Source organism: Streptomyces sp. NPDC002853, from assembly GCF_053591915.1.
The window spans coordinates 352559-368623 of the sequence record NZ_JBSFUS010000001.1; the positions used below are offsets into that span (position 1 = coordinate 352559).

Annotated in this window: 16 protein-coding genes; 7 read left to right on the forward strand and 9 right to left on the reverse strand. The window is 71.4% G+C overall.

The features are described 5' to 3' along the window. Positions 1-85: 85 nt before the first annotated feature. A complete protein-coding gene (locus tag ACWD02_RS01620) occupies positions 86-658 on the forward strand; it encodes a TetR/AcrR family transcriptional regulator (protein WP_451203329.1) in 573 nt (190 codons plus the stop codon). On the opposite strand, the gene ACWD02_RS01625 is transcribed toward ACWD02_RS01620, so the two are convergent. Then, complete coding sequence (locus ACWD02_RS01625; RefSeq protein ID WP_451203331.1) at positions 659-1066, reverse strand: RidA family protein; 408 nt, start codon at positions 1064-1066, stop codon at positions 659-661. A 28-nt stretch (positions 1067-1094) separates the two neighbouring features. Beyond that, on the reverse strand, positions 1095-1925 hold the full coding sequence (locus ACWD02_RS01630) for an NAD(P)-dependent oxidoreductase (RefSeq protein ID WP_451203332.1): 831 nt from the start codon (positions 1923-1925) through the stop codon (positions 1095-1097). 49 nt (positions 1926-1974) lie between these two features. Here ACWD02_RS01630 and ACWD02_RS01635 point away from each other — a divergent pair, with 49 nt between their 5' ends. Next, entirely contained in the window at positions 1975-2940 is a 966-nt protein-coding gene (locus tag ACWD02_RS01635) for a LysR family transcriptional regulator (protein ID WP_451203334.1), read from the forward strand. Positions 2941-3008: 68 nt separating this feature from the next. After that, positions 3009-4283, forward strand: coding sequence for a pyroglutamyl-peptidase I family protein (locus ACWD02_RS01640; protein WP_451203336.1), 1275 nt, complete (start codon positions 3009-3011; stop codon positions 4281-4283). On the opposite strand, the gene ACWD02_RS01645 is transcribed toward ACWD02_RS01640, so the two are convergent. Next, complete coding sequence (locus ACWD02_RS01645) at positions 4264-5094, reverse strand: EI24 domain-containing protein (RefSeq protein WP_451203337.1); 831 nt, start codon at positions 5092-5094, stop codon at positions 4264-4266. The genes ACWD02_RS01640 and ACWD02_RS01645 overlap by 20 nt on opposite strands. 135 nt (positions 5095-5229) lie before the next feature. Here ACWD02_RS01645 and ACWD02_RS01650 point away from each other — a divergent pair, with 135 nt between their 5' ends. Both ACWD02_RS01650 and ACWD02_RS01655 read left to right on the forward strand, forming a co-directional pair. After that, positions 5230-7851 (forward strand): M14 family zinc carboxypeptidase, encoded by a 2622-nt coding sequence (locus ACWD02_RS01650; protein ID WP_451203339.1) that lies wholly within the window; start codon positions 5230-5232, stop codon positions 7849-7851. Between the two features lie 172 nt (positions 7852-8023). Next, a complete protein-coding gene (locus tag ACWD02_RS01655) occupies positions 8024-9178 on the forward strand; it encodes a serine hydrolase domain-containing protein (protein ID WP_451203341.1) in 1155 nt (384 codons plus the stop codon). 57 nt (positions 9179-9235) lie between these two features. Here the strand turns inward: ACWD02_RS01655 and ACWD02_RS01660 are convergent, their stop codons facing one another. Both ACWD02_RS01660 and ACWD02_RS01665 read right to left on the reverse strand, forming a co-directional pair. Then, a complete protein-coding gene (locus tag ACWD02_RS01660; RefSeq protein WP_451203344.1) occupies positions 9236-9664 on the reverse strand; it encodes an organic hydroperoxide resistance protein in 429 nt (142 codons plus the stop codon). Between the two features lie 151 nt (positions 9665-9815). Further along, positions 9816-10862, reverse strand: a complete 1047-nt coding sequence (locus ACWD02_RS01665; protein ID WP_451203347.1) for an NADP-dependent oxidoreductase — start codon at positions 10860-10862, stop codon at positions 9816-9818. Positions 10863-10989: 127 nt separating this feature from the next. On the opposite strand from ACWD02_RS01665, the gene ACWD02_RS01670 reads away from it, so the two are divergent. Beyond that, the gene (locus ACWD02_RS01670) at positions 10990-11442 is read left to right on the forward strand and encodes a MarR family winged helix-turn-helix transcriptional regulator (RefSeq protein WP_451203349.1); all 453 of its coding nucleotides are present in this window, start codon (positions 10990-10992) and stop codon (positions 11440-11442) included. A gap of 6 nt (positions 11443-11448) precedes the next feature. On the opposite strand, the gene ACWD02_RS01675 is transcribed toward ACWD02_RS01670, so the two are convergent. The 4 genes from ACWD02_RS01675 to ACWD02_RS01690 all read right to left on the reverse strand — a co-directional run bounded on the left by ACWD02_RS01675 (position 11449) and on the right by ACWD02_RS01690 (position 14672). Then, positions 11449-12162 carry an SCO2400 family protein gene (locus tag ACWD02_RS01675; protein WP_451203351.1) on the reverse strand — a complete coding sequence of 238 codons (714 nt, stop codon included), beginning with the start codon at positions 12160-12162 and terminating at the stop codon, positions 11449-11451. Between the two features lie 136 nt (positions 12163-12298). Further along, complete coding sequence (locus tag ACWD02_RS01680) at positions 12299-13147, reverse strand: SMP-30/gluconolactonase/LRE family protein (RefSeq protein ID WP_451203353.1); 849 nt, start codon at positions 13145-13147, stop codon at positions 12299-12301. 49 nt (positions 13148-13196) lie between these two features. Then, on the reverse strand, positions 13197-14450 hold the full coding sequence (locus ACWD02_RS01685; protein WP_451204348.1) for a PucR family transcriptional regulator: 1254 nt from the start codon (positions 14448-14450) through the stop codon (positions 13197-13199). Positions 14451-14519: 69 nt separating this feature from the next. Continuing rightward, positions 14520-14672 carry a hypothetical protein gene (locus ACWD02_RS01690; protein ID WP_344521185.1) on the reverse strand — a complete coding sequence of 51 codons (153 nt, stop codon included), beginning with the start codon at positions 14670-14672 and terminating at the stop codon, positions 14520-14522. Positions 14673-14862: 190 nt separating this feature from the next. Here ACWD02_RS01690 and ACWD02_RS01695 point away from each other — a divergent pair, with 190 nt between their 5' ends. Continuing rightward, a complete protein-coding gene (locus ACWD02_RS01695; RefSeq protein ID WP_451203355.1) occupies positions 14863-15897 on the forward strand; it encodes a DUF3068 domain-containing protein in 1035 nt (344 codons plus the stop codon). Positions 15898-16065: the final 168 nt, after the last annotated feature.

Genomic DNA, 16065 nt, shown 5'->3' on the forward strand with positions numbered 1-16065 from the left:
TTCGTTATCTGTGCGTTATATTTGATCGGGAGCATGACGTACGGTCGTCCCGAGAGCAGCACCGAGAACGCGAGGGGCAGACACCATGGCGACCAGGGCCAGGAGCGAGGAGCGGCGGGCGGAGATCCTGCGGGCCGCCCTCGAGGTGATCGCCGAGCGGGGCTATCGGGGCGCGAGCCTGGGCGCCGTCGCCGAACGGGTCGGGCTCACCCAGCAGGGCCTGCTGCACCACTTCCCCACGAAGGATGCGCTGCTGGTCGCCGTCCTGGAGGCCCGCGACCAGTGGGACGCGGTGCCGGCGAACGAGATCCGCCTCGACCTGCTCGGCTCGCTCGTCGAGTACAACGCGATGCGTCCCGGCATCATCCAGACCTTCTCCGCACTGCTCGGCGAGAGCGTCACGGACGGGCATCCGGCACGGGGGTACTTCACCGAGCGGTACGGCTCGGTGCGGGAGAAGTTCGCCGCGGTCCTGCGCGCGGAGTACGGGGAGCGGCTCCCCGGCGGCCTCACCCCCCAGGCGGCGGCGCCGCTCCTCGTCGCGGTGATGGACGGGCTTCAGTACCAGTGGCTCCTGGACCCCGAATCGGTGGACATGGCGAAGGCGTTCAGGGATTTCCTCGGGCTGCTGGGCGCCGGCTCCGGGCAAGGCGCGTGATCAGGCCGCCGGGACGGACGGCGGTACGGCCGACGGTACGGCCGCCACGACGTCGATCTCGATGAGCGCCTCCGGCCGGAAGAGCCGGGGCACCTCGACCGTCGTGCTGGTGGGCGGCGTCGCGGTGAGGAACTGGGCGCGCACGGCAGCGTATCGGGGGAGGTCGCCGAGGTCCGTCATGAACGTACGGATGTTGATGACGTCGTCGAGCGTCGCGCCGTGCGCCGCCAGCAGGGCGGACAGGGTCTCGAAGATGCCGCGACTCTGGGCGGCGACGTCGTCGCCCCCGGCGATCTGCCCCGAGAGGTACAACAGGGCGCCTCCGCCGTCCAGTTCGACGCGGGCGACCTGGGAGTAGGGGCCCAGGGGCCGGGGTGCGGAAGCGGGGTTGTCGATGGTGATGTTCATGGTGCGTGCTGCTCCTGTCGGGTCGTGACTAGTGGGTGCTCCGGGAACGGATGTGGGCGACCGCCCGCGCGATGTCCTCGTGGACGACCTCCGGATCGGCGGCGGCGGCCTTGTAGTGGGCGAGGACCGCTTCCATCGCGGGGAGTCCGGTGACCTCGGTCGCGAGCGCCACGTCCTTGACGGCGAGGTCGCTGCCGAAGTGCACGTCGGTGGCGAAGGCCCGGCTCACCGCGCCCCCGAGCGGCCCGCCCGCGAGCGCCCCCTTGGCCGTCTCCTCGTCGAGGCCCAGCGCGTCCGCCAGCCTCATCGCCTCGGCCACGAGCGCCACGCCCCCGATGACGGCGGTGTTGACGACGAGCTTCAGGGCGGCTCCCGAGCCGAGCGGGCCCGTACGGGTCACCGGGCCGAAGCAGGCCAGGATGCGCTCGACCCCGTCGGCCTCACCGCCCGCGAGGATGCCGAGCCGCCCCGCCGCCGCCTTGTCCGTGCTGCCCATGACGGGCGCGTCGACGAGGGTCACGCCGTCCGGCAGCCTCGCCGCCAACTCCCTTACGACTCCGGGCCCGACGGTGGACATCTCCACCCAGTGGGTCCCCGCCCGCAGCCGCGGCACGATGGCGTCGGCGACGGCACGCACCGCCTCGGGGCCCGCCAGCATGGTGATGACGACATCGGCGTCACACACCGCGTCACCGGGGTCGTCGGCGAGCCGGGCGCCCTCCCCCACCAGTGACTCCGCTTTCCCGGCGGTCCGGTTCCAGACCGTCAACGGGTGTCCTGCGGTGAGTAGTTGGCGAGCCATCGGCGCGCCCATGTGTCCGAGTCCCAGAAACGCGATCTTCTCCATGGCCTTCTCCATGGCCTCGACGCTAGGGCCGGACATGTGATGCGACAAGCGAATGTCTAGCATGCGTGCCATGCCCGAACCGCATACCGCACGGATGGCCCAGGACCCGGTCCCGCCCGACCTCTCCACCGTCTGGCTCCGCGTCTTCCTCGACGTCGCGCGGCACGGCTCCTTCACCGTGGCCGCCCGCTCCCTCGGCTGGACGCAGTCCGCCGTCTCACGGCAGATCTCCTCGCTGGAGGCCGCACTGGGCGGGGCCCCGCTCTTCGACCGGCTGCCACGGGGCGTACGTCTGACCGCGCACGGCCGCACGCTCCTGCCGCACGCCGAGGAGACCATCACCCGACTGCGCACCATGCACAGGGAGTTGGCGTCGCTGCGCGACCTGACCGGCGGGTCCCTGCGCTTCGGGGCGTTCGCGACGGCCGACGCGGCGCTCGTGCCACGGGCCATCGCCGCGTTCCGTGCCCGCCACCCCGGTGTGACGCTCACCCGCGAGGAGGGACTGACGCCGGGGCTGCTCGCCCGCCTCGGGGCCGGCGAGCTCGACCTCGCGATCGTCTCCTCGACGGGCGGCGCGCTCAGCGGCGACGTGGGCGCGTACGAACTGCGTCACCTCCTGGACGAGGTGCTGTACGTCGCCCTTCCGCCGGCCCATCCGCTGGCGGGCCACGCGTCGGTGCGGCTGTCCCAACTCGCGGAAGAGGAGTGGGTCTCCGGCAGCGCGGACGTCGGGGGAACCCTCCTGGAGGAGGCGCACCGGCACGGTTTCCGCCCCCGGGTCGCCCATGTCGTCGCCGAGTGGACCGCCAAGCAGGGTTATGTCGCCGCGGGGCTCGGGGTCACCCTCGTGCCCGCCCTCGCCGCCGAGTCCGTACGCCCCGACATCACGCTGGTCCCGGTGCACGGTGATGACGCGCCGCCCCGGGCCGTGTATGCGGCGACCGTGCGGGGCCGGGCGGCCCCACCGGCGGTGGAGCCGTTCCTGGAGGCGCTGCGCGGGCATCGGGCTGCCGTGGGCGGCTAGGGGTCTGGCGAACGCCGTCCGCATGCCGGAATACTGCGACCACCCCCACCGGCCACGGAAGGACTCCCGTGTCACTCACGCCCACCGTCTCCCCGCGGCTCGCCGCGCTCGGTGTCACCCTGCTGCTCTCCCTCGCCGCGGTGCCCGCGTCGGCGGCCACCGCACCGGCCGCCACCGCCGAGGAACAGCGCCTCGACCGGGCGGCTCCGCAGGAGATCCTGCGCCGCAGCGGATTCGACGCCGTGGCACCGGAGTTCGCGCGCGCCCTCGACCGCGCCCGCTCGTACGCGGAGGCCAAGCGCGTCGTCGCACGGAAGGGGGACGCGCTGTGGCGGCGTGCCGTCGACCGGGCGCAGGGGCGGGGCCCCGACGCGGATGGGACAGCGGACCTGAGCCGGGACGACGACCGGCCGCTGTACTGGGCCCGGCTCGGGATGACGCGGGAGCTCCGGCAGTGGGAGCCGAGCCGGTTCGGGGTGAGCGAGGCCCAGCACGATCGGCTCATACGGGCGTTGGAGAACGCCTCGCGCGGGCACGACTCCATCCGCTATCCGCACAAGGACCGCGCGGGCCACCGCCTCAAGCGCATCCTCGTCACCGGCTTCGACCCCTTCACGCTCGACCGTGACGTCCGCATCAGCAACCCGTCGGGCGCCACCGCCCTGGCGCTCGACGGCGCCGTCATCGAGACCGCCGACGGACCAGCCCGCGTGGAGACCGCCGTCTTCCCCGTCCGCTGGGACGACTTCGCCGAGGGGACGGTCGAGAGCACCCTGCGCGCCCACCTCCCCCGCGTCGACCTCTTCACCACCATCAGCCAGGGCCGGGTGGGACGCTTCGACATCGAGCGGACCAACGGGGCCTGGCGGGGCGGCTTCCCGGACAACGAGAACCTCTCGCGCACCGAGACCGTCCCGGTCACCGACTCGGCCACGCAGCCCCAGTGGACGTCCACGACCCTCCCGTACAAGGAGATCGTGAGCGCGGAGACGGGCCGCTTCCCGGTGTACGACAACACGTCGGTGACCGAGATCCCTGCGGGCCAGAGTGCTCCCGTGGTCCGCCCCGACGGACCCACCGCCGGTTCGACGGCGCGTGAGGGCGGCGGCGGCAACTACCTGTCGAACGAGATCGCCTACCGGGCGACGCTGCTTCGTGACCGCCTCGGGCTGCACGACCGCCTGCCGGGCGGCCATGTGCACACGCCGGTCCTGCAGTTCGGGGCGGGCAACACCGACCCGGCCACGGGCGCGATCACCGATCCCGGGTTCGTGCGCAACCGGCTCGACATCATCGCGCAGGTGCGGGAGATCCTGACGACGGCTATGAACGCCCGCCGGTAGCGGCCTGCGGTCCGCCGGGGCCCGCCGGATCGGCCGCGCCCCGGGGATCGTCGTCGTCCGGGGCCTGGCCGCTGTCCTCACCCAGCAGTTCCCGCGCCATGAGGGTCGCGCCGGCGACCGCCCCCGGCATCAGGAACACGGCGACGAACGGGACCAGGAAGGCCACGGCGAGCGGGGTGCCGAAGCCCCACGCCATTTGCCTGCGGCCGCGCAGCAGCGCAAGCCGTTCGCGGGCCTCGACGCCCCTGCGCTGCAGGGCCACCGCCGTCAGCTCCTCGACCAGGAAGAAGCCCGTCACGCAGAAGCCGATCACCGGGACGACGGTCTGGCCGACGACCGGGATGAAGCCGAGGGCGAAGAGCAGGATGCCCCAGACCAGGGCGCGGGCGACGATGCGGAGGCTGTCGCGGGCGGAGATCCACAGTTCGCGCCAGAGCGGCAGGCCCGACTCGGGGGCGAACCCGGAGACGGAGATGTCGACCTTCTCCGAGAGCGACTCGTAGAAGGGCTGGCCCACCAGGAGCGTCACCGCCGTGAAGGTGATGACCGACAGGAGGAGCGCGAGCGCGAAGAGGAGTCCCGTGAGGAAGCCGCGGAACAGGCCGGTCCACGGCGAGGACCAGTCGTCGGCGAAGGGCGTGGCCCAGCCGACGAGGTCCGTTCCCCACAGGGCGAGCGCGACGAGCGCGGCCGCGTAGAGGAGCAGGGTGATCAGGCCGGGCAGCAGGCCGACTCCGTACTGCTTGCCGTGCTGGGCGACCCAGCGCTGGCCCTTCATCAAATAGCCGAAGCCACGTCCCAGATCACGCATGCGGCACAGCCTATCCGCCGGTCACGGCGCCGCGGTCCACGGGACGCGTGGGGACGAAGGGAGGTGAAGGCCCTCTTGTTGCGCGGTGGTTGAACCGGTAGACCACGCGTACCGACTTCTTTCCCGGAGGTACGTATGGGCATATCCCGGCCATCCAGACCCGTTCTGCTCACCACCCTCGCCTCGGCGGGCGCCCTTGTGTTCACGACCGTCGTCCCCGGCAGCGCGACCGCCGACCCCGGTCCGGGCGGCCGCGACATCCTCCGCGAGGGTTCGCCCCTCAGCAGTACGGAACGGGCCGCGAAAAGCCCGGAGAGCGCCGCCGACCGGGCTCTGGGAACAGCCGGAACCCCCGGTCTCGACTCCGGTCGCGGCAAGGACCGCGGATATCCCCGCGAGCAGAAGCTCACCCCGCCGCCCGCGAACCCTGACGACAAGTCGATAAAACTGGGTCTGGCCCCCTACCACTCCATCGCCCCGAAGCTGAATGACATCCAGGGCGTCGGCGACCGTGTCAGCGTGGAGATCGCGGGCCGTTCGGCGGGCGGGCACCAGCTGTATCTGGTGACCGTCACCTCCCCCGAGTCCGCCAAGGAGACCGCCCGCCAGGAGCGGATGCGCGACCTCATCGAGAACGAGCCCGCGGCCGCCGCCAAGGACCCGGCGGTCAAGTCCTCGTACAAGACGCCGGTCTTCATCAACAACAACATCCACGGCAACGAGTGGGAGGGCACGGACGCCGCCCTCAAGCTCATCGAGAAGCTCGCGAAGGCCAAGGACGGCAAGACGAAGGACCTGCTGGCGCACAACCGCCTCTACTTCAACGTCACGGCCAACCCCGACGGCCGCATCGCGGGCACCCGCGCCAACGCCAACGGCTTCGACCTCAACCGCGACTTCATCACCGCCTCGCAGCCCGAGGCGCGCGCGATGCGGCAGATCGCCATCGACAAGCAGCCCGCGGTCATGATCGACCTGCACGGGTACGTCAACGGCACGCTGATCGAGCCGACGACTCCCCCGCACGGCGAGAACTACGAGTACGACCTCTTCCTGAAGAACACCTACGCCAACGCGCTCGGCATGGAGGCCGCGGTCAACGGCCTCGGCTACACCCCCGAGAAGGACGGCGTCGAGCCGGCGATCATCCCCTTCCGCGACCAGGAGGAGGGCTGGGACGACTGGCCGCCGATCTTCACCCCGCAGTACATGCCGTTCCACGGCACGGTCGCCGCGCACACCATCGAGTTCCCGATGACCGTCAACAACGACGAGTACGACGAGCTTCCGGTGCCCGAGCTGCGGCGACGGTCCGCGATCAACGTGGACATCGCGGGCGCGGCCATGACGGCGACGCTCAAGTACACGCAGGAACACCGCACTTCGGTGATCGCCGACCAGATCGAGACGTTCCGGCGGGGCGCGGCGGGCGCGGCGCAGGTGGAGGTATCGCCGGAGACCGTGCCGGGCGTGCCCGGCATCGGCCCGGAGGACGTCTACACGACGGACTTCCCGCGCGCGTACGTGATCCCGCGGGAGCAGTCGAAGGGCGAGGGGAAGGGCGAGCGGGGTCAGCGCTCGGCGGCCGCCGTCTCGCGCCTGGTGGAGCACCTGCTCGACAACGACGTCGAAGTCCGCAGGGCCACACGGGACTTCAGGCTCGGTGGCACCTCGTATGCCGAGGGTTCGTACGTCATCGACATGCGTCAGCCCAAGCGCGGGCTCGCCAACGTGATGCTCGCCGACGGGCGGGACATCAGCGACAAGGTGTCCGCCATGTACGACATCTCGGGGTGGAGCCTCGGGCGGCTGTGGGGCGCGACCGTGGACTCCGTGCAGGGCGGTTCGCTCTCCGGTGTGCGCACGCGTGTCGTGGACTCCGCGTCGCGGGTCGGCCATGTCGCCTCGCGCGGGGACCTTCGGCTGCGGCTCGACGACGCGCGGGAGGTGGCCGCGCTCAACTGGCTGCTCGCGCGCGGTACTTCCGTACGGCGGGCCGATGACGGCAGCGTGATCCTGCCGTCGTCGGCGCGGGGCTCGGCGGCCGCCGCGGCGAAGAAGTACGACGTCGCCTTCGACGCGACGAAGACGAAGGGTGGCGCGGTGGTCCGTCCCACGCGGATCGCGGCGGCCGTCACTCCCGGGGAGCTGTTCGCGCTGCGGGAGATGAACTTCGACGTGGTGCCCGTCTCGACGGACGTCCTCAACGCCGGGTTCGACTGGAAGAAGTCGGGTGCGGACGCGCTGTTCGTGTCGGCCGGGCTTTCCTATGGGGAGCTGAACGCCGGGGCGAAGGCCGGGCTCGACTCGTTCCTCGCCGGGGGCGGCGGCCTTGTCGGGCGTGGCGCGGAGGGAGCCTCGTTGAACGCGGACGCGAAGCTGCTTTCCGTTGAGGCGGTCTCCGGGAACGGGGATGCGAATGGAGTGGTGCGGGTGGTGAACTCCGGTGGTGCTGTCACCGGGGGTGCGCCGTCGCATTCGTTCGTCTACTCGCCCATGTGGTTCAAGGGGCTGGGGAGCGGTGTGCGGGTGGATCAGTCCTATGGGGCCGGGAATCCGCTGGTCTCCGGGCACTGGCGTCCTGCGGAGGGCGGTGCGGGTGGGCCTGCGGATGCCGCGGGTCAGCCTTCTGTGGTGAGTGGTGCCGCTGCGGGGTCGCGGGTCGTCCTGTTCGGCACGGAGCCTCTCTTCCGGGACCACCCCAAGGGGGTGTTCCCGCAGGTGGGGCGGGCGCTGCTGAGTGTGAGCCAAGGCTAGGCGGTCCCTGCGGGGCTTTCCCCAATCGCACCCCTTCCCGGCTGTGACATGTGCGGCTCCGCCGCGTGGGGGCTCCGCCCCGGGCCCCGCTCCTCAAACGCCGGAGGGGCTGAATCCGGCCCCCACGCCGAGTGGGTTTTCGGGAAGGGGTGGGGTTGGGGAGGAAGAACGCATGACACATGAGATCAAGGTCCAGGGCACCACCGCCCCGGGATACGAAGCCGTCCGGGACGAGTTCACCGCGACACTGTCCGGAGCGAAGCCTGATCACGCCGCTCAGCTCTCCGCCTACGTAAGAGGGGAGCAGGTCGTCGACCTGTGGGTGGGACCTGATACCGACGGGGACACCCTCTTCGGTGTCTACTCCTCCACGAAGGGCGCGGCCCATCTCGTCATGGCGCTGCTCGTCCAGGACGGGACTTTGGGGCTGGACCGCGAAGTCGCGCACTACTGGCCGGAGTTCGCGGCCGAGGGCAAGGGCGGCAGCACGCTCCGGGAGCTTCTCTCCCACCGCGCGGGCGTCGTCGGCGCCGACAGCGGCTTCAGTCCGGAGGAGATCGCCGACGACCGCGCCATCGCCGCCCGCCTCGCGGCCCAGCGGCCCTATTGGCGTCCCGGCACCGCCTTCGGCTATCACGCGCTGTCCGTCGGGGCGCTGGCCGGTGAGGTCGTGTTCCGGGCCACCGGGCGGACCTTGCAGGAGGTGTACGAGGAGCGGGTCCGCGCCCCGTTCGGCCTCGACTTCCACCTCGGGCTCCCGGAAGCCCTTGAGCCCCGCTTCCGCTCCGTGCTGCCGGCGATCCCCTCCCCCTCGGAGCGCGCCCTCATGGACGCGCAGCCGCCGCAGCCCGGCACCCTGAACTCCATCGCCTTCAACCGCAACGGCACTCATCCCACCGACCTGGAGTCGCTCCCCAACTCCCGCGTGGTGCGCGCCAAGGGGCCCGCGTCCGTCGGCGGTGTCGCCTCCGCGCGCGGACTCGCCGTCATGTACGCGGCAGCGGTCGGCGGACTCGACGGGCGGGAGCCGCTCCTGAAGCCGGACACCGTGGCCGAGTTCGGGCAGATCCATTCCAACGGGTTCGACCTGGTGGCGCGGGCCCACAAATCGTTCGGAGTGGGGTTCCAGAACGTCGCCGAGGCCTGGCACCCGTTCCTCGGCGCGGGGACGATCGGGCACCGGGGCGTGGGCGGCTCGCAGGCGTTCGCCGATCCGCGCAGCGGGCTCGCCTACGGGTACACGCGGCGCCGCTTCCCCTTCCCCGGCAGCCCGGCCCCGGAGGAGGAGCGGCTCGTGCGGGCGGTCCACACCGCCGCGGTCACGTGACGGAGGGCCGCACCCCAGCCCGGGGTGCGGCCCTCCGTCACATACGCGAAGCAGCGATCAGGCGACCGCGAGCTCCACCTTGATGTTGCCGCGCGTGGCGCTGGAGTACGGGCACACCTGGTGCGCCTTCTCGATCAGGGCCTGCGCGGTGGCCTCGTCCACGTTCGGGATGGAGGCGGTGATCGCGACCTCCAGGCCGAAGCCGCCGGCCTCGGTCTGGCCTATGCCGACCTTGGCGGTCACGGTCGAGCCGGAGATGTCGGCGTTCTCCTTGCGGGCGACCACACCGAGGGCGCCCTGGAAGCAGGCGCTGTAGCCCGCGGCGAAGAGCTGCTCGGGGTTGGTGCCCGCGCCGCTGCCGCCCATCTCCTTCGGCGGGTTGACGACGACGTCGAGCTTGCCGTCATCGGTGGCGACGCGGCCGTCACGGCCGTTCTCGGCGGTGGCGACGGCGGTGTACTTGACGTCGATCTTCTGGATGGACATAAGTGCCGGTTCCTCCTGAGATGTTCCGCGATGCGCGCCCACAGTCGCGACAATGTGGAATTACTTTATCGGATGACGGAAAACGACGGGCGGCGGCCACCTGCTCGGCTCGGCCGCCGCCCGTCGCCCTCACCTCACCGGCTCACCACTCTCAGGCGAGGGAAACGACCATCTTTCCGGTGTTCTCGCCGCGCAGCATGCCGAGGAAGGCCTCGACGCCGTTCTCGACGCCCTCGACGACCGTCTCGTTGTACTTGAGCTCGCCGGAGCGGATCCAGGCGCCGACCTCCTGCACGAACTGCGGCTGGAGGTTCTCGTGGTCCCCGACGAGAATGCCCTGCAGACGCAGGCGCTTGCCGATGATCATGGCCATGTTGCGCGGGCCCGGCGTCGGCTCGGTGTCGTTGTAGCCCGCGATCATGCCGCAGATGGTGGCGCGGCCGTGCACGTTCATGCGGCTGATGGCGGCTTCGAGGTGCTCGCCGCCGACGTTGTCGAAGTAGACGTCGATGCCGTCGGGGGCCGCCTCCTTGAGCTGCTCCACGACCGGACGCGGGTCCTTGTAGTTGAACGCGGCGTCGAAGCCGAGCTCCTCCACGAGGTGCTTCACCTTCTCGTCCGAGCCCGCCGAGCCGATGACGCGCGATGCGCCCTTGAGCTTGGCCATCTGGCCGACCTGGGAGCCGACGGCGCCCGCGGCGCCGGAGACGAACACCGCGTCGCCCTCCTTGAAGGAGGCGACCTCGAAGAGTCCCGCGTAGGCCGTCAGGCCCGGCATGCCGAGCACACCGAGGTACGCCGAGAGCGGTGCGGCCTGCGGGTCCACCTTCACGGCGTGCTTGGCCGGGACGGTCGCGTAGTCGCGCCAGCCCGCGAAGTGCAGGACGTGGTCGCCCACGGCCAGGCCGTCGGCGTTCGACGCGATGACCTCACCGACCGCACCGCCCTGCATGGGCTCGTCCAGCTTGAACGGCGGGGTGTAGGACTTCACGTCGTTCATCCGGCCCCGCATGTACGGGTCCACGGAGAAGTGCAGGTTGCGGACCACGACCTGGCCGTCGGCCGGGGCGGTCACGGGGGCCTCGCGCAGCGCGAAGTCCTCCGGGACCGGCCAGCCGTGCGGGCGGCGCACGAGGTGCCACTCGCGGCTGACGGCGGGGAGCTGCGCGGACCCGGGGGCCTCGGGGGTGACGGACATGCGGGCGTCCTCCTCCTGCTCAGACTGCCGTTGCCGACAGGCTGACATCGTGGAAATGCTTCAGGTTGTGAAACAACCATGCTCCTACATATTTCACTATGTCAAGTATCGGGGTAGCCTGGAGCCCATGGCCACCAGCAGCTCCCGCACCCCGCGCACGGACCCCCTGACGCTCGAAGTCGTCGAGCTCATCGGCACGGTCGTCGCGCGTTACTACGAGGAGTACGACGCCGCGGCGGGCAAGCACGCCCTCACCGGGGCGCAGGCGCGCGTTCTTGGACTGCTCTCGCTGGAACCGCTGCCCATGCGTCGCATAGCGAAGAAGCTGAAGTGCGAGCCGTCGAACATCACGGGGATCATCGACCGCCTCGAGGCGCGCGGCCTCGTCGAGCGGCGGCCCGACCCGGCCGACCGCCGCGTGAAGCTCGCGGCGCCGACGGACGAGGGCCTTCAGGTCGCCCGCAGCCTGCGCGAGTCGCTGGACTTCGCGCGGGAGCCGCTGGCCGAGCTCTCCAGGGAGGAACGGCTTTCGCTGCGGGCGCTGCTGCGCAGGATGATCGGCGAGGACGCCACGGCCTGACGGGCCTTACGTGCACCACCACAGGAAGCGGTCGCACGTCTGCGACGGCTCCGGTTCCGGTGTCGGGTCCGGCTGCTGCGAGCTCGGCGGGGGCGTGCTGGGGCGTGGGGTCCCTGGGGTGCCCGGTGCGTCGGGGGAACCCGGTGCGTCCGGCGCGGAGGTCGTGCCCGGGGTGGTCGAGTCGGGTTCCTGCCCGGCCTCCTCCGTCTCCTCGCCGCCCTTGCCGTCCTCGTCGCCCTTGCCGTCCTTGCCGTCCTTGTCCTTGGCCTTCTTGGACTCCTTGCCCGTCGCGGATGCCGACGCCGAGGGCGTCGCCGACGTGGCACCGCCGCCCGTGGCCGCCCCGCTGTCCGGGTCCGTCGGCTTCCGGGACGCGGACCGGCTCGCCTCCGCGTCCGGCGCGGAGGCCGCCGCCGGCTCGTCCGATGGCCCCTCCATGCCCAGCTCGGCCAGGCTCAGGCCACCGGCCGCGAGCGCGAGCCCCGCGGTGACCAGGAGGATCTTGCGGCGCCTTCGGCGGTGCGCCGCCCGGCGCCCGCGCTCCCGGCGGCGGCTCCTGCCGCGCGGCGCCTCGTCGTCGTACGGGCGCTCGGAACCCGGCGACTCGTCCTGCGCGGCGACCGCCTCCGCGTACTCACGGCAGGCTTCGGCCGGAGTGCCGCACCCCGGGCAGGCCAGGGCGCCGTTGAGGTGCCTGAGGCACGGGTGGCAGTAGTCCATGAGGCATGGAGGCTAAGTGAGCCACGGGTAACAGAGGAAGCCGCTGCCGTGAAGGTTGTGTGCGGAATCGAATGTTCCAGCCGTGTCGGCTTCCCCTTTGGGGCAAACCGCCTGTTCCACGCCGGGCGCGCGGCCCCTACCCGGCGAACGCCGCCTGCGCCACGCCCTGTCCCGCGTCCGGCAGCACGAGCACCGAGCCGGACAGGGGGTGCGGCGCCTCAAGTCCCGTACGGGCGGTGGTGATGTAGAGGTCGCGCAGTCCCGCGCCGCCGAACGCGCACGCGGTGGGGCGGGCCACCGGGAGCTCGATCACCCGGTCCAGGGCGCCGGCCGGGGTGTAACGGCGGATGGCGGCGCCGTCCCACAGGGCGACCCAGATACAGCCGTCGGCGTCGACGGTGAGCCCGTCGGGGTAGCCGGCCTCGGCCTCGACGGCCGCCAAGGGGCGCCTGGAGGGCGGAAGTTGGCCCTCGCGCGGTTCCAGTACGTCGATGCGGCGCGTCAGGGTGTCGATGTAGTACATGAGCCGGCCGTCCGGGCTCCAGCCGATGCCGTTGCTGACGGAGACGTCGCCGAACACCTCGGTGACGGTGCCGTCCCCCGTGACGCGCAGCAGGTTGGCGGCCCCCGGTGTCTCGTCGTAGGCCATCGTGCCCGCCCAGAGCGCCCCGTCCGGGGCGACCGCCGCGTCGTTGCCGCGGCGGCCGGGCACGACCTCGCGGTGCAGCCAACGGAAGGCGCCCCCGTCGGCCATGGAGTCGTAAAGGCCCACGCCGTCCCGGAGGTTGACCACCAGACCGCCGCCCGCGCGCGGCTTCGCGGCGCCCACGTGCTGCTCGGTGGCCAGCACCGAGCGGTGCCCGCTCGACGGGTCGTACGTGTGGACGCGTGAGTTCAGGATGTCGACCCAGATGAGCCGCTGGGCGGCGGAGTCCCAGGTGGGGCCCTCGCCGAGTGCTGCCTGCGCGCGTACCGCTATGTCCATTGCGGCAGGCTACCCGCAAGCACGGCTCCGGGAGCCTTGGCCGAGCGCCTCAGCCGGCCCTGCCCAGCTCTCCCCTCAACCGCCGTGCACGAAGCACCAGTTCGAGCTCGAAGCGGCGGTCCGGGTCGTCGACCTCGTCGCCCCACAGCTCCCTGATCTGCCGCAGGCGGTAGCGCACCGTCTGCGGGTGCACCCCCAGGCGGGCCGCGACCTCCGGTGCGCCGCCCCGCGTCTCCAGCCACGCGAGCAGGGTCTCGGCAAGACGGCGGCCGTGCGCGGGACCGCAGTGCGCGAGCGGGGCCAGGCAGCGGCGGGCCAGATCCTCGATGAGTTCCTCGGGCTGGAGCAGGACCAGCGCCTCGGTGTGCTCGGTGCAGTGCAGGACCTCGCCGGAGGGCAGCAGTCCGCGTTCCATCAGGCGGACCGCGGCCTGGGCCCAGCGCAGCGACTTCGCCGCGTCGGCCAGCGGCACGGGCGGGCCGATCGCGCCGGACCAGCCCGCCATGGCGCGCCGCAGGAGCTCGGGGCGGCCGGCCGCGTCTGGGTCGGGGACGACCATGCGGGGCTGTTCCGTCTCCATGTCGAGCAGGACGCCCTGGCCGACGGCGGGCGCCACGGCCTCCCTCGCGGGGCGAAGGAGCACGCCGACGGCGACCCGCTCGGGCAGCTGCCAGCCCACGCGGGCGGCGCGTTCGTCGAGGGCGCTGCGGGCGCTTCGGGCCCCGGACTGTCCCGGGGCGGAGGAGGCACCAGAGGCGTGACCGAAGTCGGCCGGTGCCGCCGCTCCGGGGTCCCCGCGCCGCTCGGAGAGCAGCAGCTCCATCAGCTTGCGCTGCAGGCGCAGCCGCTCGCCCGCCTGCCGGGCCGCTGCCTCGGCGTACCCGCGGACGGACTGGTCGACCAGGCCGTCCAGATACTCGAAGCCCGACTCGGCGAGCTCGTACATGGCCGGTGGCGGGATCTCGATCTGCTGGCCTATCTCGGCCAGGCGGCGCCAGGCGAGCCGTACGCCGAGGCGGTAGATCGCCTGCAGCGAGTCGAGGCTGCGGCCGTGCAGGCCCTCGCCCCGGCCGAACTCCTGGAAGACCTCAAGGGGGTAGCAGGGGCGCCCGCCCTCGGCGGACGCGATCTGCTGGACGAACCCCTCCAGGGCACGGCGTATGCCGATGAGCGCCATCGGTTCGCCCGAGTCGTCGAGAACGACGGGCAGGCCGGGGTACTCGGAGCGGATCTGCCGCAGGATGTCCTGGGCCAGGGCGGGCACCTCGTCCAGGGCGAGCGCGGCGAACCGGCGCACCTGCATGGGCGGTACGTCGCGCCAGGCGGAGCGGACGGAAAGTGACCCCTGGCTCTCGGTCACGGGCACGGCCACTCACTGTCCCCGCGGGGCAGTCTCGTAATGCACGAGGGGGGTGTTGGGCTGGTCCGGGGTCGCGTTCAGGAGCGCGACGACGCCGAACGCGGCGGCCACGGCGAGTGCCGCGGCGGCTACGACGGTCAGACCGGCGGCGAGCAATCGGTGCATGTCAGGGTCAGCCTCTCTGCTGGAGGTCGTCCCCACCCAGGTCGCGCGGATGTCGTGCACACAGTCCCTCACCGGCCCCACCCGGTTGGTGCACAGTTTCATCAACGCATTGACACTTCGTCAAGGGTCCGCCTAGCGTTCCGGCCCCTACGGCTCGGTAACACTTCTCACCCGCCACCAGGAGTGCCGGATGCGCCGCACAGCCTCGCCCCTCTCGCTGATCCTGCTCGGACTCGGCGTTTTTCTGCTCGTCCTGGCCCCGATGCTCGCGTGGTACGTCGAGCCACGGGCGAAACGCACGCCCGTCGACATCGACACGACCACCGTGTTCGAGGGCAAAGGAAGCTATTTCGACACCAAGAAGATCAAGACCGTCCATAACAAGAACCTCACGATCACGCGTCAGGTACGCGGCGACGTCGACGACAGCAACAGCGAGCACGCAGTCTGGGACGTGGTCACGTCCGTCGACCCGGACGCGTCACTGCCCGCGTCGGACCCGCACGACTCGCTCCAGTTCACCCAGGAGCGCTGGGTCACCGACCGCAAGACGAACAAGCCGGTCCACTGCTGCGACGAGAAGCCCTACTTCGAGGGCGAGGCCTACCTCAAGTTCCCCTTTGACGTGGAACGACGCTCCTACGTCTGGTGGGACAACACCCTCGGAGCGACCGTCCCGCTGACCTTCCGGGGCACGAAGAAGATCCAGGGCTACGAGGGCTACCGCTTCACCGCCAAGGTGAAGCCCGCCAAGACCGGGACCCGCCTCGTGCCGGGACGTCTGGTGGGGCAGCCCGAGCGCAGCAACGTGCTCGCCGAGGAGTGGTACTCCAACCACGGCGTCGAGCTGGTCGCCGACAAGCGCACCGGCCGGATCATCTACGCGGCGATCGGCCCCCGCAAGACGCTGCGCGCGCCCGGCTCGGACAAGGACGCGACGGAGCTGCTGGACAGCAAGCGCATCGCGTTCACCGAGAAGACCCAGAAGGCGCAGGTCAAGCTCGCGGACGACGACAGCAGCCGGCTGAAGCTCCTCGGCGAGACGCTGCCGGTCGGTGCGGGTGTGCTGGGTGCGCTGCTCGCCATCGCGGGAGGCGTGCTCGTCCTGCGCGGACGGCGTTCCGACAGTGGGGCGCAAGGGCCCGGAGGGCCGGGTTCCGCAGCGGAGCCGAGCGGTCCGAATAGCGATACGTCACCAACCGCCCTGCAACCCACCACGATGTGATGAGACGTCAGCAGTTGAAACCCCGAAAGTTGTCACTTCGGTGAGTAGCCGCGTCGAACACTGCGGCGAAAACTAACGGTCCCACCCCAGCACAGTCCCCGCACCACCCCCGCACAGTCAGAACACAGCACCTCCGCAAGCGACCCCCGAACGGTGCAACCCCCCATA